At 69.8% G+C, this 20,585-nt stretch carries 23 protein-coding genes and 3 tRNA genes; 21 read left to right on the top strand and 5 right to left on the bottom strand.

All coding sequences use genetic code 11. From position 1 onward, the window contains the following. Window positions 1–39: 39 nt before the first annotated feature. The 8 genes from ACS5PM_RS31355 to ACS5PM_RS31320 are packed head-to-tail and all read left to right on the top strand — an operon-like array spanning window position 40 to window position 6,703. Window positions 40–1,398, top strand: coding sequence for a cyanophycinase (locus ACS5PM_RS31355; protein WP_439392012.1), 1,359 nt, complete (start codon window positions 40–42; stop codon window positions 1,396–1,398). Between the two features lie 59 nt (window positions 1,399–1,457). Next, window positions 1,458–2,258 (top strand): ABC transporter substrate-binding protein, encoded by an 801-nt coding sequence (locus tag ACS5PM_RS31350; RefSeq protein WP_439392011.1) that lies wholly within the window; start codon window positions 1,458–1,460, stop codon window positions 2,256–2,258. Window positions 2,259–2,281: 23 nt separating this feature from the next. After that, the gene (locus tag ACS5PM_RS31345) at window positions 2,282–2,968 is read left to right on the top strand and encodes an ABC transporter permease (RefSeq protein ID WP_439392009.1); all 687 of its coding nucleotides are present in this window, start codon (window positions 2,282–2,284) and stop codon (window positions 2,966–2,968) included. 4 nt (window positions 2,969–2,972) lie between these two features. Continuing rightward, window positions 2,973–3,662: an ABC transporter permease gene (locus tag ACS5PM_RS31340; protein ID WP_439392007.1), complete on the top strand. Its 690-nt coding sequence runs from the start codon at window positions 2,973–2,975 to the stop codon at window positions 3,660–3,662. 15 nt (window positions 3,663–3,677) lie between these two features. Then, complete coding sequence (locus tag ACS5PM_RS31335; RefSeq protein WP_439392006.1) at window positions 3,678–4,802, top strand: succinylglutamate desuccinylase/aspartoacylase family protein; 1,125 nt, start codon at window positions 3,678–3,680, stop codon at window positions 4,800–4,802. Window positions 4,803–4,809: 7 nt separating this feature from the next. Continuing rightward, window positions 4,810–5,592 carry an ABC transporter ATP-binding protein gene (locus ACS5PM_RS31330; protein ID WP_439392004.1) on the top strand — a complete coding sequence of 261 codons (783 nt, stop codon included), beginning with the start codon at window positions 4,810–4,812 and terminating at the stop codon, window positions 5,590–5,592. Between the two features lie 27 nt (window positions 5,593–5,619). After that, window positions 5,620–6,081, top strand: coding sequence for a BON domain-containing protein (locus tag ACS5PM_RS31325; protein ID WP_439392002.1), 462 nt, complete (start codon window positions 5,620–5,622; stop codon window positions 6,079–6,081). A 31-nt stretch (window positions 6,082–6,112) separates the two neighbouring features. Then, on the top strand, window positions 6,113–6,703 hold the full coding sequence (locus ACS5PM_RS31320) for a hypothetical protein (RefSeq protein ID WP_439392000.1): 591 nt from the start codon (window positions 6,113–6,115) through the stop codon (window positions 6,701–6,703). Between the two features lie 4 nt (window positions 6,704–6,707). Here ACS5PM_RS31320 and mltA read toward each other — a convergent pair whose 3' ends face one another. Next, window positions 6,708–7,913: a murein transglycosylase A gene (gene mltA / locus ACS5PM_RS31315; RefSeq protein WP_439391998.1), complete on the bottom strand. Its 1,206-nt coding sequence runs from the start codon at window positions 7,911–7,913 to the stop codon at window positions 6,708–6,710. Here mltA and ACS5PM_RS31310 point away from each other — a divergent pair. Continuing rightward, window positions 7,912–8,064, top strand: a complete 153-nt coding sequence (locus ACS5PM_RS31310; protein ID WP_439391997.1) for a hypothetical protein — start codon at window positions 7,912–7,914, stop codon at window positions 8,062–8,064. The genes mltA and ACS5PM_RS31310 overlap by 2 nt on opposite strands. A 1-nt stretch (window position 8,065) precedes the next feature. Here ACS5PM_RS31310 and tlpB read toward each other — a convergent pair whose 3' ends face one another. Both tlpB and apaG read right to left on the bottom strand, forming a co-directional pair. Further along, window positions 8,066–10,174 carry a transporter-like protein TlpB gene (tlpB, locus tag ACS5PM_RS31305; protein ID WP_439391995.1) on the bottom strand — a complete coding sequence of 703 codons (2,109 nt, stop codon included), beginning with the start codon at window positions 10,172–10,174 and terminating at the stop codon, window positions 8,066–8,068. Beyond that, entirely contained in the window at window positions 10,174–10,548 is a 375-nt protein-coding gene (gene apaG / locus ACS5PM_RS31300; RefSeq protein WP_439391993.1) for a Co2+/Mg2+ efflux facilitator ApaG/CorD, read from the bottom strand. The genes tlpB and apaG overlap by 1 nt, the downstream gene beginning before the upstream one ends. An 83-nt stretch (window positions 10,549–10,631) precedes the next feature. Between apaG and rpe the strand changes: the two genes are divergently transcribed. Together rpe and gph are read left to right on the top strand one after the other, a co-directional pair. Beyond that, the gene (gene rpe / locus ACS5PM_RS31295) at window positions 10,632–11,315 is read left to right on the top strand and encodes a ribulose-phosphate 3-epimerase (protein ID WP_439391992.1); all 684 of its coding nucleotides are present in this window, start codon (window positions 10,632–10,634) and stop codon (window positions 11,313–11,315) included. Next, window positions 11,312–11,959 (top strand): phosphoglycolate phosphatase, encoded by a 648-nt coding sequence (gene gph / locus ACS5PM_RS31290; RefSeq protein ID WP_439391990.1) that lies wholly within the window; start codon window positions 11,312–11,314, stop codon window positions 11,957–11,959. Before rpe ends, gph begins: the two co-directional genes overlap by 4 nt. Before the next feature lie 13 nt (window positions 11,960–11,972). On the opposite strand, the gene ACS5PM_RS31285 is transcribed toward gph, so the two are convergent. Both ACS5PM_RS31285 and ACS5PM_RS31280 read right to left on the bottom strand, forming a co-directional pair. After that, window positions 11,973–12,734, bottom strand: coding sequence for an energy transducer TonB (locus ACS5PM_RS31285; protein ID WP_439391989.1), 762 nt, complete (start codon window positions 12,732–12,734; stop codon window positions 11,973–11,975). A 179-nt stretch (window positions 12,735–12,913) separates the two neighbouring features. After that, window positions 12,914–13,540: a chalcone isomerase family protein gene (locus ACS5PM_RS31280; RefSeq protein WP_439391988.1), complete on the bottom strand. Its 627-nt coding sequence runs from the start codon at window positions 13,538–13,540 to the stop codon at window positions 12,914–12,916. A gap of 392 nt (window positions 13,541–13,932) precedes the next feature. On the opposite strand from ACS5PM_RS31280, the gene trpE reads away from it, so the two are divergent. The 10 genes from trpE to ACS5PM_RS31230 all read left to right on the top strand — a co-directional run. Next, complete coding sequence (gene trpE, locus ACS5PM_RS31275; RefSeq protein WP_439391986.1) at window positions 13,933–15,420, top strand: anthranilate synthase component I; 1,488 nt, start codon at window positions 13,933–13,935, stop codon at window positions 15,418–15,420. Window positions 15,421–15,431: 11 nt separating this feature from the next. Beyond that, window positions 15,432–16,031 (top strand): aminodeoxychorismate/anthranilate synthase component II, encoded by a 600-nt coding sequence (locus tag ACS5PM_RS31270; protein WP_439391985.1) that lies wholly within the window; start codon window positions 15,432–15,434, stop codon window positions 16,029–16,031. After that, complete coding sequence (gene ltaE, locus ACS5PM_RS31265) at window positions 16,028–17,089, top strand: low-specificity L-threonine aldolase (protein ID WP_439391984.1); 1,062 nt, start codon at window positions 16,028–16,030, stop codon at window positions 17,087–17,089. The genes ACS5PM_RS31270 and ltaE overlap by 4 nt, the downstream gene beginning before the upstream one ends. Window positions 17,090–17,100: 11 nt before the next feature. After that, window positions 17,101–18,138, top strand: a complete 1,038-nt coding sequence (gene trpD, locus ACS5PM_RS31260) for an anthranilate phosphoribosyltransferase (protein ID WP_439391983.1) — start codon at window positions 17,101–17,103, stop codon at window positions 18,136–18,138. Between the two features lie 14 nt (window positions 18,139–18,152). Beyond that, on the top strand, window positions 18,153–18,944 hold the full coding sequence (gene trpC, locus ACS5PM_RS31255) for an indole-3-glycerol phosphate synthase TrpC (protein ID WP_439392049.1): 792 nt from the start codon (window positions 18,153–18,155) through the stop codon (window positions 18,942–18,944). After that, complete coding sequence (locus tag ACS5PM_RS31250) at window positions 18,941–19,720, top strand: uracil-DNA glycosylase (protein WP_439391981.1); 780 nt, start codon at window positions 18,941–18,943, stop codon at window positions 19,718–19,720. The genes trpC and ACS5PM_RS31250 overlap by 4 nt, the downstream gene beginning before the upstream one ends. A gap of 28 nt (window positions 19,721–19,748) precedes the next feature. Beyond that, window positions 19,749–19,834: transfer RNA gene (locus ACS5PM_RS31245), tRNA-Tyr, on the top strand. Between the two features lie 58 nt (window positions 19,835–19,892). Next, a tRNA-Gly gene (locus tag ACS5PM_RS31240) sits at window positions 19,893–19,966 on the top strand. 85 nt (window positions 19,967–20,051) lie between these two features. Then, window positions 20,052–20,126: transfer RNA gene (locus ACS5PM_RS31235), tRNA-Thr, on the top strand. Between the two features lie 54 nt (window positions 20,127–20,180). Next, on the top strand, window positions 20,181–20,585 hold a 405-nt coding region (locus ACS5PM_RS31230), incomplete at its 3' end, for a GTP-binding protein (RefSeq protein ID WP_439391980.1).

Below are 20,585 nucleotides of genomic sequence, written 5' to 3'. Positions count from 1 at the left end.
ATCGCGCCGAAGCAAAAGAACGTCGTTGCACTTCTTGCCATGCATGCACGCCTGATCGCCCTCCTCGCTGGCCTGGCCCTGGCCGCCGGCAGCCCGTTCGCGGCGCCGTCCGCGCCGGCCGCCGTCCCGCCGGCGGCGCCCGCCGCGACCGCGAGCAGCCCGGTGGTGCCCAGCGCCGGGTCGCGGGCAGGCGCAGGCTCGCGGGAGGTCAAGGTCGGCGAGCCGGTCAAGGGCTACGCCGTGATCATCGGCGGCGCCTTGAAGGCCGACAACGACGAGGTCTGGGGCCGCATGGTGGCCCTGTCCGGCGGCAAGGGCGCGCGCTGGGTGGTCTTCAGCACCGCCTCCGAGACGCCCGATCGAACCGGCCGCCGGGCGGCGGAGCTGCTCGAAAAGCGCGGCGCGATCGCCGAGACCATGCCTGTCGCCCCGCAGCTGAAATGGGTCGATCTCGACAAGGCGGTGCGCGACGAGCGCCTGCTCGAGCTGGTCCGCAGTGCCGACGGCGTGTTCTTCACCGGCGGCGCGCAGGAGCGCATCGTCGACACCTTCCGCCCCGGCGGCCGCAACACGCCGATGCTCAACGTCATCTGGGAGGTCTACCGCCGCGGCGGCGTGGTGGCCGGCACCTCGGCCGGCGCGGCCATCATGAGCACCATCATGTTCCGCGACGCCCTGAGCGTGCTCAACGTGATGAAGGGCCAGCTGCGCGAGGGCAAGGAGATCGACCACGGCCTGGGCTTCGTCGGCCCCAACCTGTTCGTCGACCAGCACTTCCTCAAGCGCGGGCGCTTCGGCCGCATGATCCCGCTGATGCTGGCCAAGGGCTACAAGCTGGGCCTGGGCATCGAGGAGAACTCGGCCGCCATCGTGCAGGGCGACATGGTCGAGGTGATAGGCGGCAAGGGCGCGCTGCTGATCGACCTGAACGACGTCAAGACCGACCCCAACATCGGCGCGCTCAACGCCAGCGGCGTGCGGCTGACCTACCTCGACCGAGGCGACCGATTCGACCTCGGCCTGCGCCGCATCGAGCCTTCCGAGCGCAAGCAGCGCGGCCAGCAGCTCGACCCGAACTCCGCCGGCTACAAGCCCGAGTACACGACCGAGCCCTACTACATCGACATGCTGGGCGACTCCACGCTGTCCAACGCGATGGGCTACCTGATCGACAGCTCCCAGAAGGAGGTCAAGGGCCTGAGCTTCGACCCCAAGGCTCAAGGCTCGGACCCGCTGGACAACCTCGGGTTTTCCTTCCGCCTCTACAAGGGCAAGGACAGCATCGGCTGGTACTCTGACGAGTCCGGCGGCGAGGAGTACTCCGTCGCCAACCTGTACCTGGACATCGCGCCGGTGCGCATCAGCCGCCCGCTCTACACGCCCTGGGTTGCGCGCTGAGGGCACCCACCCCCGATCCATCTTCCTCGAATCCACACGTCGCCTGGAGGCCCTCCGCCATGACCCGTCGCCGCCCGTTCGCCCTGTTCGCCACCGTCCTGGCCGCCGGCCTGACGCTCGCCGCCGCCAGCGGCGCCAGCGCCCAGTCGCCCGACTGGAAGAAGGTCCGCATCGCCGTGGAAGGCGCCTACCCGCCGTTCTCAGAGGTGGGCACCGACGGCAAGATCAAGGGCTTCGACATCGACATCGCCAATGCGCTGTGTGCCGAGATGAAGGCCGAGTGCACGCTGGTGCCGCAGGAGTGGGACGGCATGATCCCGGCCCTGCAGGCGCGCAAGTTCGATGCGATCGTGGCCCAGATGTCGATCACCGAGGAGCGGCAGCGCTCGGTGCTGTTCACCGACAAGTACTCCAACACGCCCGCCTGGCTGGTCGCCAAGACGGGCACGCCGGCCGATCAATCGGCCGCGGCATGGAAGGGCAAGAAGATCGGCGTGCAGCGCACGACCACCCACGACCGCTTCGCGACCCAGCATTTCAAGGACAGCGAGATCGTCCGCTACGCCAAGCAGGACGAGGTCTTCCTCGACCTCGCCGCTGGCCGCATCGACGCCGTGCTGTGCGACTCGGTGGCCGCCGACCTGGGCTTCATGAAGACGCCGGCCGGCAAGGGCTTCTCGCGCGTCGGCGCCCCGATCGACGACCCGAAGATCTTCGGCATCGGCGCCGGCATCGCGGTGCGCAAGACGGACACGGCCCTGGCCCAGAAGCTCAACGCCGCGATCAAGGCCATCCGCGCCAACGGCACCTACAAGAAGATCCAGGACAAGTACTTCAACTTCGACATCTACGGGTCCTGATCCGATCGAGGGGCTGAAGGGCGATGCTGCATGGATACGGTGCCAGCCTGCTGGAAGGCTCGCTGCTGACGCTGGCGGTGGCCTTCTCCTCGCTGGCGATCGCGCTGGTGCTGGGCCTGTTCGGCGCCATTGCCAAGCTCTCGCGAGTCCGGCCGCTGCGCTGGCTCGCCACGGCCTACACGACGCTGATCCGCGGCGTGCCGGATCTCGTGATGATGCTGCTCATCTTCTATGGCGGCCAGGTCCTCATCAACAAGCTGGGCGATCGCTTCGGCTGGGACTATCTCGACATCGATCCCTTCGTCGCCGGCACATTGACGATAGGCTTCATCTTCGGCGCCTACATCACCGAGGTGCTGCGCGGCGCCATCCTCGCGGTGCCGGCGGGGCAGAAGGAGGCGGCGCTGGCCTTCGGCATGACGCCGCGCCAGGTGCTGGTGCGCATCGTCGGCCCGCAGATGCTGAGGCACGCGTTGCCGGGCCTGTCGAACAACTGGCTGGTGATGGTCAAGAGCACGGCCATCGTGTCGGTCATCGGCTTGTCGGACCTGATGAACCGGGCCGGCCAGGCCGCGGGCGCCACCCACGAGCCATTCATGTTCTACCTGGCCGCGGCCGGCATGTACCTGCTGTTCACCTCCGTTTCCGAATGGGCCTTCGCGGCCCTGCAGCGGCGGCTGGCGATGGGCGTGCGGCACGTGGCAGTTTGAGGCGATGAATTTCGAAGTCATCCTCGAGAGCCTGCCGATGTACGGCCACGGCGCGCTGGTGACGCTGGCGCTGCTGGTGCTTTCGCTGGCCATCGGCCTGGCCATCGCGCTGCCACTCGCCATGCTGCGCAGCCTGCCGTCGCCCTGGGCATGGCGGCCGGTCTGGGCCTTCACCTACGTGATGCGCGGCACGCCGCTGCTGGTCCAGATCTTCCTGCTGTACTACGGGTTGGCGCAGTTCGAGCTCGTGCGCGAGAGCGTGCTGTGGCCCCTGCTGCGTTCGGCCGGTTTCTGCGCGGTGGCGGCCTTCGTGCTCAACACCGGCGCCTACACCACCGAGATCCTTCACGGCGCGATGCGGGCCGTGCCGGGCGGCGAGATCGAGGCGGCCAAGTCGCTCGGCATGTCGCGCTGGACGGTGTTTCGCCGCATCGTGCTGCCTTCCGCCTTTCGCCGCTCGCTGCCGGCCTACGGCAACGAAGTGGTGCTGATGCTGCACGCCACCTCGCTGGCCAGCGTCGTCACGCTGTACGACCTGACCGGTGCTGCGCGCGAGGTCAACTCGCGCTACTACATGCCCTTCGAGGCCTTCATCACCGCGGGCGTCTGCTACCTGCTGCTGACCTTCGTGCTGGTGGCGCTGTTCCGCGCCGCCGAGCGACGCTGGCTGGCACCGCTGAGCGGCCGCAGCTGAACCTGTCTCCTGCCCATGCGCATCGAACACCATCCCCTGATCCCCGCCGCGCCGGGCGCCCAGCTCGAGCTCGTCAGCCTGCACCACGGCACGCCGGGTCGCGGGCCCAAGGTCTTCATCCAGGCCTCGCTGCATGCCGACGAGGTGCCGGGCATGCTGGTCGCGCATCACCTGCGCCAGCGGCTGGCCACGCTGGATGCCGAAGGCCGTGTCACCGGCGAGGTGGTGCTGGTGCCGGCGGCCAATCCGATCGGCCTGAACCAGTGGATGCTGCGCGCGCCGCAGGGCCGCTTCGAGTGGGCCAGCGGCGAGAACTTCAACCGCCAGTTCGCCGACCTGACCCAGGCCGTTCTCGATCGGGTGGGCGACCGGCTCGGTGCCGATGCGGCGGCCAACGTGCTGCTGGTGCGCGGCGCCCTGCGTGAAGCGGTGGCCGCGCTGCCGGCCACCACGCCGCTGGAGCAGATGCGCCGCACGCTGCTGGGCCTGGCCATCGATGCCGACACCGTGCTCGACCTGCACTGCGACGGCGAGGCCCTGCTGCACCTGTACACCACGAACGCCACCTGGGCGCCGCACGGCGAGCTGCTCGCCCGCAGCCTCGGCGCCGAGGTGGCGCTGCTGGCCGGCCGCTCGGGCGGCGACCCGTTCGACGAGGCCTGCTCCATGGTCTGGACGGACCTGTCCGGGCGCCTCGGCCCGCAGCGCCCGCTGCCGCCGTCCTGCATGGCGGCGACCATCGAGCTGCGCGGCGAGCACGACGTCGACCACGCGCTGGCCGCGCGAGACGCCGAGGCCATCGTCCACTACCTGCACCACCGCGGCGCGGTGCGGCTGGATCCCGCGCCGGCGCTGCCCGCCACCTGCTGCGAGCCCACGCCGCTCGCCGGCTCCATGCCCATGCATGCGCCGCACGGCGGCGTGCTCGTGTTCCTGCGCGCAATAGGCGAGCGGGTGAACAAGGGCGACGCGCTGGCCGAGGTGATCGACCCGATCAGCGGCGTGGCGACACCTGTCGTGGCGCCGGTGGACGGCCTGTTCTTCGCGCGCGAGTGCAAGCGCTTCGCGGTGGCCGGCATGAACATCGGCAAGGTCGCGGGCCGCGAGGCGCTGCGCACTGGTTCGCTGTTGTCGGCATGAGGCCCGCATGACGCAACCCGTCTCGCATCTAGGGCTCGTCGTCGACAACCTGCACAAGCGCTTCGGCGAGCGCGAGGTGCTGCGCGGCGTGTCGCTCGCCGCCAGGCCGGGCGACGTGGTGGCCATCATCGGCGCCAGCGGCTCGGGCAAGAGCACGCTGCTGCGCTGCCTGAACCTGCTCGAGCAGCCGCACGAAGGCACGCTCAAGCTCGGTGCCGAGCAACTGGCGCTCAAGCGCGATCGCGACGGCAGCCTCACCGCAGCCGACCCGGCGCAGCTGCGCCACTGGCGATCGCGCCTGGCCTTCGTCTTCCAGAGCTTCAACCTCTGGCAGCACCGCACGGCGATCGAGAACGTCACCGAAGCGCCGATCCATGTGCTCGGCCAGAAGCCGGATGCGGCACGCGCGAGGGCGCGCGAGCTGCTGGCGCGAGTCGGTCTTTCGCACCGCGAGAACAACTATCCGGCGCAGCTCTCCGGCGGCGAGCAGCAGCGCGTGGCCATCGCCCGCGCACTGGCGGTCGATCCCGAGGTGATGTTGTTCGACGAGCCGACCTCGGCGCTGGACCCGGAGCTGGTCGGCGAGGTGCTGCGCGTGATGCGCGGCCTGGCCGGCGAGGGCCGGACCATGCTGGTGGTGACGCACGAGATGGAGTTCGCGCGCGAGGTGGCCGGGCACGCCATCTTCCTGCACCAGGGCCTGATCGAGGAGCAGGGGCCGCCGCGCGAGGTGCTGGTGCGGCCGCAGAGCGAGCGGCTGAAGCAGTTCCTGTCGGGCGGATTGAAGTAGCGCCGCTCGGCGGGGCATCATCACGCGATGCGTTGCCTGCCTCTTGTCGCGCTGCTGGCCGTGCCGGGGATGGCCATGGCTGCCGACGAAGCTCGGCGCAATGTCTTCGACGACCCGTTCGTCCAGCTCACCCACGGCCTGCCCGCCTGCGCTGCACCAACGGGGCCGTTGCTGACGGAGGCCGAAGCCCGCGCCCAGGGCCATGGCCGCATCGAGCGCGGCACCAGCTGCTACCGCGCCGGCCGTTGCCGCCTGCCGAACAGCTACCTCTACGACAAGGAAATCATGCCGCGCGTGCAGAAGGCCGTCGATGCCGACGGCCGATTCGACCGCACGACCAGCGTCTGGGCCACCGGCCAGAGGCGCTGGATCTGGCTGCAGGGCTGCGTGAGCGAGGTGGGCGAAGCCGCCTCGCTGGAGGCGCTGGTGCGCGGCATCGATGACGTAGAGGGCGTGGTCAACGAACTGACCGTGCAGCCTGCACGCTGAAGCTTCGAAGGGCGGTGCTAAGGTCCCCCGCATGCGCTGCCCCGGCATTTCCAGACGCGGCCTGCTGATCCTGGCAGGGACGTTCGCAGGCTCGGCCCGGGCGGCGGCGCCGGCTGCCAACTTCAGCCTGCAATGGCGCGTGGTGCCCTGGCCGCCCGCCCCTGTCGCTTCGCCCGCGCCCGGCTCGGTGACGGTGTCGACCACCGGGAGCATCGCGTCGACCGGCGACTTGACCACTCGCACGGCCACGTCCGAGCCCGCACCTCAACGCCTGCTGCTGCGCAACGGCGGCCAGGCGCAGATCACGCAGCTGCGCGACACCGCCAACGATCCACCCGACCTGGTGTGGACGCCGCAAGGGCAGGGCGTCGAGAGCGCCCGCGCGCGCGCCGCACGGCGCGGCTCGCTGTGGGTGCAGGTGCAATGGCCAGGCGGCCACGCACCGGCCACGCTGGGCTATCGCTTCGAGCAGCCGCTGCCCGACTCCGGCCGCGCCGATGCCAGGCAGCAACTCGACGGCGAGCTGCTGATCCCCTTCGACCAGTGGGTGCCCGTCGGGCATTGGGCCGGGCTCGACGGCAACGGCCAGGCCCTGGAGTTGCGGCTCAGCCGCCTGCCCTAGCGGATCACCGGGGCCACAGAACCCAGGCCCGCAGCGGCTGCTTCATCCGCCCCGCCTGGGCCTCGGCCTCGTCGCCCCAGCCCCAGAAGTAGTCCCCGCGCACCGCGCCGACGATCGCGCTGCCGGTGTCTTGCGCAACCACCAGCCGCTGCAGCGGCCGGGCGGACAGCGGCTCCGTCGTGTCGAGCCACACCGGCGTGCCGTAGGGAATGGCGAGCGGATCGACGGCGATCGAGCGGCCGGGCGTCAGGGGCACGCCCTGGGCGCCCTTGGGGCCCAGCGCCGGATCGGGCAAGGGCTCCTCGCGGAAGAAGACGGTGCGCGGGTTCTGCCACAGCGCCTCGTTGATGCGGCGCGGGTTGCGCCGCGCCCAGTCCTTGATGGCCGGCCAGTTGGCCTCGGTGGCGCCCAGCTCGCCCTGGTCGATCAGCCAGCGGCCGACCGAGCGGTAGGGCTGGTCGTTGTGGGCCGCGAAGGCCAGGCGGATCAGCCGGGTGCTGCCGTCGGCCTCGGTCATGCGCAGCCGGCCGGATCCCTGGATCTGCAGCAGCAGCGCATCCATCGGATCCTCCACCCAGGCGATCTCGCGGCCCTTCAACCCGGCCTGGGCCGACGGCAGGGTGTCCAGCTCCTGCCGGGTCCAGTAGGGCTTGCGCTGGGCCAGGTCGGCCGGCGGGCCGTACAGCGGCACGCGCTTGCTCTTGGTCGGCCTGCGGCTGGCTTCGACCAGGGGCTCGAAATAGCCGGTCATCAGCCCGGCCGCGTCGCCCTGGAGGGATTCGAGGCGGTAGACCTTCAGACGCTGCTCCAGCCATTGCCGCGCCTGGGCATCGTCGGCCGGAAAGAACTGGCGGGCCTGGGCGCACACCGAAGCCCAGGGCGTTGCAGCGGCCGCGCCGCCGGCCGCGCAACTCAGCCGCAATGCCGGCCACAGCTCGCTGACGCGGTCCTGGCCCCAGCCCGGCAGCTCCTCGAACCCGGCAGGCACCCACCTGGCGTGGGCGCGCTCCAGCGTGCCCGGTGCCGCCGAAGCAGCGGCGGACGCGGCGCTCGCCGGTGCCGCAGGCGCGCCGATGCCGCGCTCCTCCACCGGTACCGGCGCCTGGCGCTGCAGGAGCGAACAGGCTGCCAGCAGGCCCGTCGCGAGCAGCGGAGCCAGCGCGCGAGACAATGGCCGACGGGCGCCGGTAGGGCGCAGGACGGGGCTCATGGGCTGGTTGATCTTCGAGGCGCTCGCCGCCGCCGGCGTGCTGGTGTTCATGGTGTGGTGGACGATGTTCTCGGGCCGCCGGGGCGGGGAGCCTCCGTCCCCGGAAGAGTCCACCGAACCCGCGCCACCGGCGGACGACGACAAGCGCTGACTCACCGCGTCGTCGCCGTGGGTGGCGTCGGTGCGGGGACGGCCTCGCGCGGCGGCACCAGGAAGCTCGCCGGCCGCTGGCGCCAGCGCCGCCGCAGCGCCGCGTACAACTGCCCGCGCTCGCGAACGCGCAGCCCGCGCGAGGCCAGCGCCACGCGAAAGGCCAGGGTGAAGCTCACGCCGAGGTTCAGCAGCCCGACGATGGGGATGGAGGCCAGGCACCACCAGAACTCGGGCTCGCTGAAAAGCGAGGGACCGATCGCGCCGACGGCCGCTGCCAGCTGTCCCATCGACAGCGTCACGTGGCGGACCTCCAGCGGCAGGCCGAAGAACGCACCTATCGCCGGCACCAGGCCCAGCATGAAGCCGAGCGAGACGTTCGCCGTCAGGCCCGAGATGTTGCGGCGCCACCAGCTCGCCCAGCGCCCGGCACGCTCCGGCCCCAGCGCGTCGCGCAGTCGCGGGTTCCAGGCGATGGCGCTGTCGAGCCGGTGGAAGACGAACCAGTTCTCCACCCAGCCCGCGATCAGGCTGGAGGCGAACAGCAGCACGCCGGTGAAGGCGGCATACAGCGGCGTCGGCCCGAGCAGGTGCAGGGTCTGCAGGACGTGCTCGGCCGAGTGCTTGCCTACCATGGGCGCGCCGGCCGTCGCCCATGCCAGCCCCTGCGCCAGCAGCACCACCGGCACGACCATCGCCAGGTTGCCGATGATGCCGGCCACCTGGGAGCGAAGGAGGTTCGCAACCTCGTCGACGAAGCCTTCGGACGCCGCTTCGCTGGCCGAGACGCCCTCCAGCTTGGCCGCCATCGCCGGCGCGGTCATCGCCGGCTGCTTGGTCGCGACCGTCCAGTGCGCCAGGTAGATCAGCGCAAAGCTGACGGCGTAGTTGAGGCCGGCCGCGAAGCCGCCCCAGAAGGCCGACAGGGCCAGCGCCGCCAGCGCGAACTTGAGCAGCGTGGTCACGCCAATCACCGCGCCGCCGCCGGCCGCCTGGGCCAGCATCGCGCGGTATTCCTCTCGTGTGCGGGTGATGTAGTGCTCGCCCGTCTCCGCGCTGCGCTCGGTCACCTTGCGCGCGAGCAGGGCGTAGTGGCGTCGGTACAGGGCCGCCAACGAGCGCCGCTGCTCGCCGCAACGCACCAGCTCGACCAGCAGGTGCCTCAGCTCGGCGATGCCCACCAGCCGCGTGCCGGCGTCGGCATCGGCGGCCAGGTCGCTGACCAGGCAGGCCAGCAGGGCCTCGATGCGTTCGCCGCGCTCGCGCATCTGCTCGATCTGGAACACCAGGTCCACCGAGACGCCGTACTCGTCGAGGTGGCCGCGCACGCTGGTTGCGGCCTCCCGGCAGGCCTCCAGCACGGCGCGCAGGTAGCTCGCCTGGCGCAGGCGCGCCGCGGCGTCGTCGCCATCGAGGTGCCCGGCACGCAGGGCCTCGGCCGCCTGCACGACCTGGTGGAACGGACGATCTGCCAGCAAGGCGACGTCCATCCGCTGTCGCATCGGGCCGGACAGGCCGGCGCCGCGCATCTGGCTGGCCAGCAGCTGGATCGACTCCACCATAGCCATGCGCCAGGGCTCTTGGCCCGGCGCCGCATCCGGCGGGGTGGCGAGCGCCAGGACGCGGGCGATCGTCGCGTCGTCGATCGCGGCGATCCACTCGGCATCGTTGGCGCCGCTGAACAACTGCGGGAACAGGGCCCCGAGATCATCGGTCTGGGGCGTGGCCGGCAGCCAGCCCAGTCGCACGCGCTCGGCCAGTTCGCTGAGAAAACCCTGGCGTGGCGCGAACCCGTAGTCCGCCAGCAAGCCGGTGGCGTCGAGCCGGCCGAAAATCGCGCGCCACAGGGCGCCGACGCGCTGCCCGTGTTCGGGGTGACGCTCCACCACGCCGAGGAACAGGCGCAGGCGCCGCAAGGGCCAGGGCGTGGCGGCGTCAGGGGCCTCGGGCAGGTCGGCCTCGCTGGCCGGCGAGCCATCGGCCGGCCCGGGCGAGCGCAGCCACTGGAGGAATCGCAGCAGCCACAGGTGCTGCTCGACGGCGGGGGCACGCGGGTCCGCCGCGTTCAGCAGCGCACTCAGGTCCCAGTGCGCTCGGGTGCGGCCCGCCATCAGTGCAGGGCCTGCGCCTGCGCCAGCTCGAAGGCGGGCACGGGCGTCTCGAACCAGTGCGCGTCCTCGGTGATGCAGAAGAAGGTGCCCTGCATGCGGCCGCGCGGCGTGGCGATGCGCGCCCAGCTGCTGTACTCGAACTGCTCGCCCGGCCGCAGCAAGGGCTGGTGGCCCACGACGGCCAGGCCGCGCACCTCCTCGACCTTGCCGGCCATGTCCGAAATGATCCAGTGGCGGGCGATCAACTGGCCGGTGACTGGACCGGTGTTGCGAATGGTGACCGTGTAGGCGAAGGCGTAGACGTCGTCAGTGGCCGAGGAGCGCTCGGGCAGGTACTGGGCGACGACCGAGACGGTGAATTGAGGCTTGCTCATCCCGGCATTCTAGGAACCCGGGGCGGGAATACCCCGACTCGTAAAATGCGACCCTTTCGCCGCCGCCTCGCGCGGGCCCTCTCATGAGCCGCACCTACCGCATCGCCCCCAGCATTCTTTCGGCCGATTTCGCGCGCCTGGGCGAGGAGGTGCGCAGCGTGCTGGCCGCCGGCGCCGACTGGATCCACTTCGACGTGATGGACAACCATTACGTGCCGAATCTCACCTTCGGACCCATGGTCTGCCAGGCGCTCAGGCCCCATGCGGTCAAGCCCGACGGCACCCGGGCGCCGATCGACGTGCACCTCATGGTCCAGCCGGTGGACGCCCTGGCCCAGGCCTTCGCCAAGGCCGGCGCCGACCTGGTCAGCTTCCACCCCGATGCCAGCACCCACGTCGACCGCACGCTGCAGCTGATCAAGGCCGAGGGCGCGCAGGCGGGGCTGGTGTTCAACCCGGCTTCATCGGTGGACGTGCTGGAGTGGGTGATCGAAAAGGTCGACCTCGTGCTCATCATGAGCGTCAACCCGGGCTTCGGCGGCCAGAGCTTCATCGACAGCGCGCTGCGCAAGACCGAGAAGGTCCGCAGGATCATCGAAGCCAGCGGGCGAGACCTCCGGCTGGAGGTCGACGGCGGCATCAAGGTCGACAACATCCGCCGCGTGGCCGATGCCGGCGCCGACACCTTCGTGGCCGGCAGCGCGATCTTCGGCCAGAAGGACTACCGCCAGGTGATCGACGCGATGCGCGCCGAACTGGCGAAGTGACGCTGGCCAAGCTCCAGGCGGTGCTTGTCGACCTCGACGGCACGCTGGTCGACACCGTAGGCGACTTCGAGGTGGCGTTGGGCCGCATGCTGGCCGACCTCGGGCTGCCGCCGGTCGGCCGGGCCTTCATCGAGCGCACCGTAGGGCAGGGCTCCGAGCACCTGATCCGCCGGACGCTGGCCGAAGCGGGCGGCCCGGCCCAGGCCTACGAACAGGCATGGCGCCGCTACCAGGCGCACTACCGAGAGATCAACGGTCGCTATTCAGCGGTCTATCCCGGCGTGGGGGAGGGCCTGGCGCGTCTGCGCGAAGGCGGGCTGCAGCTGGTCTGCCTGACCAACAAGCCCGTTGCCTTCGCGGCAGAGCTGCTGGCGGTCAAGGGACTGGATGGCGCTTTTGCGCACTGCTTCGGCGGCGACTCCTTCGCCCGCAGGAAGCCGGATCCGATGCCGCTCGTCGAGGCCTGCAGGGCGTTGGGGACAGCGCCTGGCCAGACGCTCATGGTGGGCGATTCGCGCAACGACGTGCTGGCCGCCCGTGGTGCCGGTTGTCCGGTCGTGCTGGTGAGCTACGGCTACAACCATGGCGAGCCGGCCGAGGCCGCCGGCGCCGACCGGGTGATCGACAGCCTCGTCGAGATCTGACGCGGCCGGGGCCTCAGCTGTCGAGGTCGAAGCCCAGGTCCACGATCGCGCTGCGAGTCGACGACACGGGCTTGAACTGCCATGTGCGCACGGCCTCGAGCGCCGCTTCGTTCAGGGCGCGCGCGCTCGTCTGCACCACCGTGACGTTGGCCACGCCGCCGTTGGGCTGGACGTCGAAGCGGACCTGGACGTTGCCCTTGCGGAGCCGGCGCATCACGATGATCGGGAAATCGGGCTCCTCGGCCTTCACGAGGGAGAGCGGCTCCTCGGCTTCTGCCGCCGCGGCCGCGCGGGCCGCCGCTGGCGATGCGGACGGTGCGGCCATGCCGGCGCCCACGGTGCCCCCCAGGCTTGCTGCCGAGGGATTCGCAGCCGCCAGCGAAGCCGGTGCCGCCAGGATCCCGGTGGCCTCGTTGGTGCTCGCCACAGCGCCGTTGGAAGGTGCGGCTGCACCGCTGCTCGCCGTCGTCGTGGTGTTGCCCGCGGCGGCGGGCGCCTGCGCCGACGCCGCCGGTTTCGACGGTGTGGGCGTTGGCCGGATCTCGGCGATACGAGGTGCGGCCTTGGCGGCCGGCGCGGTGGCGTCGCCCTTCTGCGCGTTGAGCCGGATCCAATACAGGGGGCTGGCGGCGTCCTTCTTGACCCGGTCGCTGACGCTCGGCTCGGTCGTGCCCGCCGGCGGGGCCGTCTGCGCCTGTGCGACAGGGCTGATCAGCAAGGCTGCGAGGCACCACAGCGCGATGCCTGGGTTCGGGCGGCGGACAAGGTTGGTCATCGGCGTCAACTGCATGAGAAGATGGACCGCGGCCTGCCGTATGCAGCTCGCGTCGATCAACCGCCGTATTCCGGAGCCCTCACGCGCCGGAGCGGCACTTCAGCCACGGAGCCTGGCGGCGGCGCCAAAGAGTAGCGAACCCGGGCAGCCGTGGTGCATTCCATCAGCACCGAACTGCGTCATTGGTCACTGTTGCCGAACCTGCCGCCACGGCCCTTGCCCAGGAGCGCGTCCTTGAGCTGCGAGTCGGCGGGCGAGGGCCCCAGCCAGATGCTCATGAGCGCCGTGTAGAACTCCGGCTCCTTGATGGGCTCGGCCTCGACCTTGCCGTTGACCATGATCACGGTGCCCGAGCCCGGCACCCAGTCGACACTGAACGACTCGCCGGCGGAAAGCTTCTTGCGCCGGGAGAACAGGTCGGCCATCTTGATGGTGCCGTTGATCGATTTGGCGAAGACTTCGCGCGGCGAGTTCTTCTCCATCCCCTGGGTGAAGAGCTTGCCGAGCTCGTTGCCGTCGATCTCACGCAGCATCACGATATGGATGCGCCTCGGCGCGGTGGAGGCGGCATAGATCGCCTCCGGACTGCTCATCTTGCCCGGCAGGTACAGGCCGGCGGTGTAGACCTTGAAGATGGCCTTGTAGCGGATGCCCGCGCCGTTCAGATGCAGCTTGGTGCCGCCAACCTGCTCCGTCTCCTCGTACTTGATGCCGGCCAGGTCCACCGGCTCCGCCTGCGCAACGGCCATGCCGCCAAGCGCAAGCACACATCCGAGCATCACGCCCGAACCCAAACGACGCCACATGGGCTACCACCTTTTTTGAAGTCAGCTTTCTGGCCGGGGAAGCGCGCGGTAACGCGCAGGTAGGGCCCGGATAGGGGTGCAAAGTGTGAACTGGTGTTACCGCGCTTGTCCATGAGGCAAGCCCGAGAAAGCAGCCCGGACTGATACACTTTCCACATCATGTTCACTTCGCGCAAACGGGAAGCGTCGTCGCACGACCGGGGAGCCTGGCCCTGGCGTCGCTGGCCTGCCTGACCGTTGCGCCGACGGCGTCGCCCGGGCTGAGCCCGCGCGGGCCGCGGAATCCCCCGCGGGATGAGGCCGCCCGGCCCGCCCGAACACCCGAACCGGCCCGCTGACCCGCCATCCACTGCACGCGCTGCAGCGTCAGCAGGCCCCGGAGGACCCGTCAAGTGATCACTGAACTCGAGTTCCAGAGCCTCGCCGCCGAGGGCTACAACCGCATCCCGCTCATCGCCGAGGCCTTCGCCGACCTCGAGACGCCGCTGTCGCTGTACCTGAAGCTGGTCGGCGGCGCGAAGCACGGCTTCCTCCTCGAATCCGTCGTCGGCGGCGAGCGTTTCGGCCGCTATTCCTTCATCGGGCTGCCCGCGCGCACCCTGGTCCGTGCCACCGGCTCGCGCAACGAGGTCGTCACCGATGGCCGAGTGGTCGAGACGCACGAGGGCAATCCGCTCGAATTCGTCGCCGCGTACCAGCAGCGCTTCAAGCCGGCGCTGCGCCCGGGCCTGCCACGCTTCTGCGGCGGCCTGGCGGGCTACTTCGGCTACGACACCGTGCGCTTCATGGAGCCGCGGCTGGCCGCCACCAGCAAGCCCGGCGGCATCGGCACGCCGGACCTGATGCTGCTGCAGACGGAGGAACTCGCAGTCATCGACAACCTGTCGGGGCGGCTTTACCTCATCGTCTGGGCCGACCCGGCACAGGCCGAGGCCTACTTCAAGGGCAAGAAGCGCCTGGCCGAGCTGGCCGACAAGCTGCGCTACAGCGTCACCGCGCCGCAGGTCCGCCGGGGCCCGAGCCATGCGGTCGAGCGCGAGTTCGGCAAGGAGCACTTCGAGGCCGCGGTGAGGCGGGCCAAGGAATACATCGCGGCCGGCGACTGCATGCAGGTGGTGATAGGCCAGCGCCTGAAGAAGCGCTTCACCGAGAGTCCGCTGAGCCTGTATCGCGCGTTGCGTTCGCTGAACCCCTCGCCCTACATGTACTACTACGACATGGGCGAGTTCCAGATCGTCGGCGCCTCGCCCGAGATCCTGGTGCGGCAGGAGATCCGCACCGAAAACGGCAGCCCGCAGCAGGTCGTCACCATCCGCCCCATCGCCGGCACGCGGCCGCGCGGCGCGACACCCGAGACCGACAAGCACAACGAGCAGGAGCTGCTGGCCGATCCGAAGGAGCGCGCCGAGCACGTGATGCTGATCGACCTCGCGCGCAACGACATCGGCCGCATCGCCCAGACGGGCACGGTGCAGGTGACCGAGGCCTTCGGCATCGAGCGCTACTCGCACGTCATGCACATCGTCAGCAACGTCGAGGGTCTTCTGCAGCCCGGACTGACGAGCCTGGACGTGCTGAAGGCCAGCTTCCCGGCCGGCACCCTGAGCGGCGCGCCCAAGATCCGGGCGATGGAGATCATCGACGAGCTCGAGCCAGCCCAGCGCGGCATCTACGGCGGCGCCTGCGGCTACCTCAGCTTTGCCGGCGACATGGACGTGGCGATCGCCATCCGCACCGGGGTGGTCAAGGACAACACCCTGTACGTCCAGGCGGGCGCGGGCGTGGTGGCCGACTCCGTGCCCGAGATGGAATGGAAAGAAACCGAGGCCAAGGCGCGCGCGGTCATCCGCGCCGCCGAGCTGGTCGAGGAAGGCTTCTGAAGGAGACCGCGATGCTGCTCATGATCGACAACTACGACTCCTTCACCTACAACCTCGTCCAGTACTTCGGTGAACTCGGCGAAGAGGTGCGGGTCTTCCGCAACGACGAGATCACGCTCGAAGGCATCGCCGGCCTGCAGCCCGACCAGCTGGTGCTTTCCCCCGGCCCATGCTCTCCGGCGGAGGCGGGCATCTGCGTGTCGGCCATCCGCGAATTCATGGGCAAGCTGCCCATCCTCGGCGTGTGCCTGGGGCACCAGAGCATCGGCGCGGCGCTCGGCGGCCGCATCGTGCGCGCCCGGACGCAGATGCACGGCAAGACCAGCCGCATCCAGACCGATGGCCGCGGCGTCTACAGCGACCTGCCGCAGCACTTCACCGTGATCCGCTACCACTCGCTGGCGATCGAGCGCGAGACCATGCCGGCCGCGCTGGAGGTCAGCGCCACGGCCGAGGATGGCGAGATCATGGGCGTGCGCCACAAGGATCTCGCGGGTACCGCGGCGCCGCTGGAGGGCGTGCAGTTCCACCCTGAATCCATCCTCTCTGAGCACGGCCACGCGATGCTGCGCAACTTCATCACGATGAGCCGGAAGGAGGCGTTGGCATGAGCTCGGTCAACTACGCCAATGCCGCGCGGCGCGCTTCGGGCGAGCGTGTCGTCGATCTTCGCAGCGACACGGTGACACAGCCCACGCCGGCGATGCGTGAAGCGATGATGGCCGCTGCGCTGGGCGACGATGTCTTCGGCGACGACCCGACCGTGAATGCCCTGCAGGAGCGCATCGCCGGCATGCTGGGTTTCGAGGCGGCGCTTTTCATGTCCAGCGGCACGCAAAGCAACCTGTGCGCGCTTCTGGCCCACTGCGGCCGTGGCGACGAATACATCGTCGGCCAGTTGGCCCACACCTACCGCTACGAGGCCGGCGGCGCCGCGGTGTTCGGCAGCATCCAGCCGCAACCCCTTCCCAACCAGCCGGACGGCACGCTGCTGCTGGGCGACATCGAAGCGGCCATCAAGCCCGACGACGCCCACTTCGCGAAGAGCCGGCTGCTGTGCCTGGAGAACACCTGGAACGGCAACGCGCTGCCGCTGGCCTACCTGGATGAGGCGACGGCGCTGGCTCGCCGCCGCGGGCTCGCCACCCATCTGGACGGCGCCCGGCTGTTCAACGCGGCGGTCGCCTCGGGAGTGCCGGCCCGCGAGATCACCCGTCACTTTGACAGCGTCTCGGTCTGCTTCAGCAAGGGCCTGGGTGCGCCCATCGGTTCCGCGTTGTGCGGCTCGCGAGAGCTGATCACAAGGGCACACCGGGTGCGCAAGATGGCCGGCGGCGGCCTGCGGCAGGCTGGCCTGCTGGCGGCCGCGGCCGACCATGCGCTCAGCCACCACGTCGAGCGCCTGGCCGAAGACCATGCGCTGGCTCGTCGCCTGGCGGAGGGCCTGTCCGGCATTCCCGGGCTGGCGGTGACCCCGCCCCAGACCAACATCGTCTTCGCACAGGTCGAAGGCGGCCGCGGCGCGGCGCTGCTGGAGCACCTGAAGTCGCGCGGCGTGCTGGCCACCGGCCTCATCGGCCTGCGCTTCGTGACCCACCTGGACGTCGATGCCGCCGGCATCGACCGCGCCGTCGCGGCGACCCGCGAATTCTTTGCCCACCCCGCCTGAATCGAGCCGCCATGACGATCAGCAACACCGACGCGCTGGTGCGCGTCATCGAACACCGCGAGATCTTCCACGACGAGATGCTGGCGCTGATGCGGCGCATCATGAGCGGCGAGATGTCCCCGGTGATGATCGCCGCGCTGGCCATCGGGCTGCGGGTCAAGAAGGAGTCGATCGGCGAGATCGCGGCGGCCGCGCAAGTCATGCGCGAGTTCGCCACGCCGGTCGTGGTGGCCGACAAATCGAACCTGGTGGACCTGTGCGGCACCGGCGGCGACTCGGCGCACACCTTCAACATCTCGACCGCCGCGATGATCGTCGCCGCGGCGGGCGGTGCGCGCATCGCCAAGCACGGCGGGCGCAGCGTGTCGTCGAGCTCCGGCAGCGCCGACGTGCTCGAGGCGCTAGGCGTCTACATCGGCCTGAATGCCGAGCAGGTCGCGCAGTGCCTGGCCGAGTCCGGCATCGCCTTCATGTTCGCGCCGAACCATCACGCGTCCATGAAGCACGCGGCACCGGTGCGCAAGGAGCTGGGCGTGCGCACCATCTTCAACATCCTGGGCCCCTTGACCAACCCGGCCGGCGCACCCAACCAGCTGATGGGCGTGTTCCATCCGGATCTGGTGGGTATCCAGGTGCGCGTGCTGCAGCGCCTGGGCTCCGAGCATGTGATGGTGGTCTATGGCATGAACGGCATGGACGAGATCTCGCTGTCCGGCGAAACGATGATCGGCGAGCTGAAAAACGGCGAAGTGCGCGAGTACGTCGTCCACCCAAGCGATTTCGGCTTGCCTGTGTACGACTCGCGTGTGCTCAGGGTAGCGAACCAGCAGGAGTCGGTGCAGTGCATCCAGCGCGCGCTGGCGAACGAGGACGGCCCGGTGCGCGACATCGTGCTGCTCAATGCCGGGGCGGCGCTGTACTGCGCCAATGTCGCCGCCAGCGTGGCCGAGGGCGTCAAGCGGGCGCGCGAAGCCATCGCCTCGGGCGCCGCGCTGGCCAAGCTGAGCCAGTTCGTCACGGTGACCAACCGCTTCCGTCCCGCCGCCTGATCCCGATGACCGACATTCCCGACATCCTGCGCCGCATCGTCGAGGTCAAGCACGAGGAGATTGCCCGTGCGCGCGTCGCGCGGCCGCTGGCGAGCCTGCGTGCCGAAGCCGAAGCCCGGCGCGACACCCGGGGCTTCGCGGCCGCCCTGCGAGCCAAGCTGGCGGCCGGCCGGCCTGCGGTCATTGCCGAGGTCAAGAAGGCCAGTCCGAGCAAAGGCGTGCTGCGCGAGCATTTCGTGCCGGCCGAGATCGCCTCCAGCTACGAGCGCCACGGCGCAGCCGCGCTGAGCGTTCTGACCGACGAGCCGTTCTTCCAGGGCTCACCCGAGTACCTGCGCCAAGCCCGCGGGGCCTGCTCGCTGCCGGTGCTGCGCAAGGACTTCATGGTGGATGCCTATCAGGTCGTCGAGGCGCGGGCGATGGGGGCCGACTGCATCCTGCTGATCGCCGCCTGCCTGGACGATGCCCAGATGGCCGAGCTGGAGGCCGAGGCCTTCGGGCTGGGCCTGGACGTGCTCGTGGAGGTGCACGACGCGGCCGAGCTGGAGCGGGCGCTGAAGCTGAAGACACCGTTGCTGGGCATCAACAACCGCGACCTGCGCAGCTTCGAGGTGACTCTCGACACGACGCTCGGGTTGCTGGGCCAGGTGCCGGCCGACCGCTTGCTGGTCACCGAATCGGGCGTGCTGGTGCCGGCAGACGTGGACCGCCTGCGCGCGGCCGGCGTCAATGCCTTCCTGGTGGGCGAGGCCTTCATGCGTGCGCCCGACCCGGGCCAGGCGCTCCAGAGCCTGTTCGGGGCATGACCGACCTGTTCGATTCGAACCCGGCCGAAAACCGGCTGCGCACTCCGCTGCCCGAATTGCTCGACCGGGTGCCGGGCGACTGGCGGCCGATCGTCGAATCCTGGCGTTCCAGCCCGACCGGCCGGGCGCTGGTGGAGCATGTCGAACGCCGCCGCGAGGCGGGAGCCGTCATCTACCCCGCGGACCCTCTGCGGGCGCTCTCGCTCACCCCCTTTGCCAGCGTGCGGGTCGTGATCCTCGGCCAGGATCCCTACCACGGCGCGGGCCAGGCGGAGGGACTGGCCTTTTCGGTGCCCGCCGGGGTCAAGCTGCCGCCCAGCCTGCGCAACATCTTCGTCGAGCTGCAAAGGGACCTGGGGCTGCCGGCACCGGCCAGCGGCCACCTGGGGGGCTGGGCCCGCCAAGGGGTGCTGCTGCTCAATACCAGCCTGACGGTCGAGGAAGGCCAGGCGGCCAGCCACGCCGGGCGGGGCTGGGAGGGGCTGACCGATGCCCTGATCGAGGCGGTCGCCGCCCAGCCGCGCCGGATCGCCTTCCTGCTTTGGGGCGCCCACGCCCAGGCCAAGGCGCCGCTCATCGAACGCATGGCGCCGGGCCGACACGTGCTGTTGCGCGCCAACCACCCGTCGCCGCTGTCGGCGCGAAGGCCGCCGGAGCCCTTCATCGGCTGCGGACATTTCGGCGTCCTGCGCGCCGAGCGCTTCGAAATCGACTGGCTGGGGGGTGGTGCGGTCGACGCAACGGCCGATGTGGCGGGGGCTCGCGCGCAATCTTGACCCCGTGCTATACTCTCAGGCTCGCTGCGGAGGGGTGCCCGAGTGGTTAAAGGGGGCAGACTGTAAATCTGTTGGCTTACGCCTACGCTGGTTCGAATCCAGCCTCCTCCACCACAGCGACACAGTGCAAGAGACAGAACCGAGAGTGAGCGAGTCCCGGGCACGAGCCTGAGCGGGAGTAGTTCAATGGTAGAACCTTAGCCTTCCAAGCTAATGACGCGGGTTCGATTCCCGTCTCCCGCTCCAGCAAGGTTGGTCGAGGACTGGAAGTGAGTGGTGGCAGTCGCCAGAGGTCTGAGCAGGCGCGCAGCGTGCCCAGACCTGTGTCGATGCCCATGTGGCTCAGTGGTAGAGCACTCCCTTGGTAAGGGAGAGGTCGCGCGTTCGATCCGCGCCATGGGCACCACCACCTCACAGGTGGTCAGACTTTTTTGATATCCGACGCGTGTAGGAGCGCAAGATGGCAAAGGGCAAGTTTGAACGGACCAAGCCGCACGTGAACGTGGGCACGATTGGTCACGTGGACCATGGCAAGACGACGCTGACGGCGGCGATCACGACGGTGCTGTCGACCAAGTTCGGCGGCGAAGCCAAGGCCTACGACCAGATCGACGCGGCGCCGGAAGAAAAGGCTCGCGGCATCACGATCAACACCGCCCACGTCGAGTACGAGACGGCCAACCGGCACTACGCGCACGTGGACTGCCCGGGCCACGCCGACTATGTGAAGAACATGATCACTGGCGCCGCCCAGATGGACGGCGCGATCCTGGTGTGCTCGGCCGCCGACGGCCCGATGCCCCAGACGCGCGAGCACATCCTGCTGGCGCGCCAGGTGGGCGTGCCGTACATCATCGTGTTCCTG

Source organism: Ideonella flava, assembly GCF_051857595.1.
Lineage (GTDB): Bacteria > Pseudomonadota > Gammaproteobacteria > Burkholderiales > Burkholderiaceae_C > Ideonella.
Note: the sequence above shows the minus strand (reverse complement) of the source record. Positions and strands in the feature narration are given on the sequence as shown.

What these genes read in the sequence shown, in the direction of transcription:
- ACS5PM_RS31355 (WP_439392012.1), top strand. Translation starts at nt 40, where the DNA reads ATGCATGCACGCCTGATCGCCCTCCTCGCTGGCCTGGCCCTGGCCGCC.
- ACS5PM_RS31350 (WP_439392011.1), top strand. Translation starts at nt 1,458, where the DNA reads ATGACCCGTCGCCGCCCGTTCGCCCTGTTCGCCACCGTCCTGGCCGCC.
- ACS5PM_RS31345 (WP_439392009.1), top strand. Translation starts at nt 2,282, where the DNA reads ATGCTGCATGGATACGGTGCCAGCCTGCTGGAAGGCTCGCTGCTGACG.
- ACS5PM_RS31340 (WP_439392007.1), top strand. Translation starts at nt 2,973, where the DNA reads ATGAATTTCGAAGTCATCCTCGAGAGCCTGCCGATGTACGGCCACGGC.
- ACS5PM_RS31335 (WP_439392006.1), top strand. Translation starts at nt 3,678, where the DNA reads ATGCGCATCGAACACCATCCCCTGATCCCCGCCGCGCCGGGCGCCCAG.
- ACS5PM_RS31330 (WP_439392004.1), top strand. Translation starts at nt 4,810, where the DNA reads ATGACGCAACCCGTCTCGCATCTAGGGCTCGTCGTCGACAACCTGCAC.
- ACS5PM_RS31325 (WP_439392002.1), top strand. Translation starts at nt 5,620, where the DNA reads ATGCGTTGCCTGCCTCTTGTCGCGCTGCTGGCCGTGCCGGGGATGGCC.
- ACS5PM_RS31320 (WP_439392000.1), top strand. Translation starts at nt 6,113, where the DNA reads ATGCGCTGCCCCGGCATTTCCAGACGCGGCCTGCTGATCCTGGCAGGG.
- ACS5PM_RS31310 (WP_439391997.1), top strand. Translation starts at nt 7,912, where the DNA reads ATGGGCTGGTTGATCTTCGAGGCGCTCGCCGCCGCCGGCGTGCTGGTG.
- mltA (WP_439391998.1), bottom strand. Translation starts at nt 7,913, where the DNA reads ATGAGCCCCGTCCTGCGCCCTACCGGCGCCCGTCGGCCATTGTCTCGC.
- tlpB (WP_439391995.1), bottom strand. Translation starts at nt 10,174, where the DNA reads ATGGCGGGCCGCACCCGAGCGCACTGGGACCTGAGTGCGCTGCTGAAC.
- apaG (WP_439391993.1), bottom strand. Translation starts at nt 10,548, where the DNA reads ATGAGCAAGCCTCAATTCACCGTCTCGGTCGTCGCCCAGTACCTGCCC.
- rpe (WP_439391992.1), top strand. Translation starts at nt 10,632, where the DNA reads ATGAGCCGCACCTACCGCATCGCCCCCAGCATTCTTTCGGCCGATTTC.
- ACS5PM_RS31285 (WP_439391989.1), bottom strand. Translation starts at nt 12,734, where the DNA reads ATGACCAACCTTGTCCGCCGCCCGAACCCAGGCATCGCGCTGTGGTGC.
- ACS5PM_RS31280 (WP_439391988.1), bottom strand. Translation starts at nt 13,540, where the DNA reads ATGTGGCGTCGTTTGGGTTCGGGCGTGATGCTCGGATGTGTGCTTGCG.
- ACS5PM_RS31270 (WP_439391985.1), top strand. Translation starts at nt 15,432, where the DNA reads ATGCTGCTCATGATCGACAACTACGACTCCTTCACCTACAACCTCGTC.
- ltaE (WP_439391984.1), top strand. Translation starts at nt 16,028, where the DNA reads ATGAGCTCGGTCAACTACGCCAATGCCGCGCGGCGCGCTTCGGGCGAG.
- trpD (WP_439391983.1), top strand. Translation starts at nt 17,101, where the DNA reads ATGACGATCAGCAACACCGACGCGCTGGTGCGCGTCATCGAACACCGC.
- ACS5PM_RS31250 (WP_439391981.1), top strand. Translation starts at nt 18,941, where the DNA reads ATGACCGACCTGTTCGATTCGAACCCGGCCGAAAACCGGCTGCGCACT.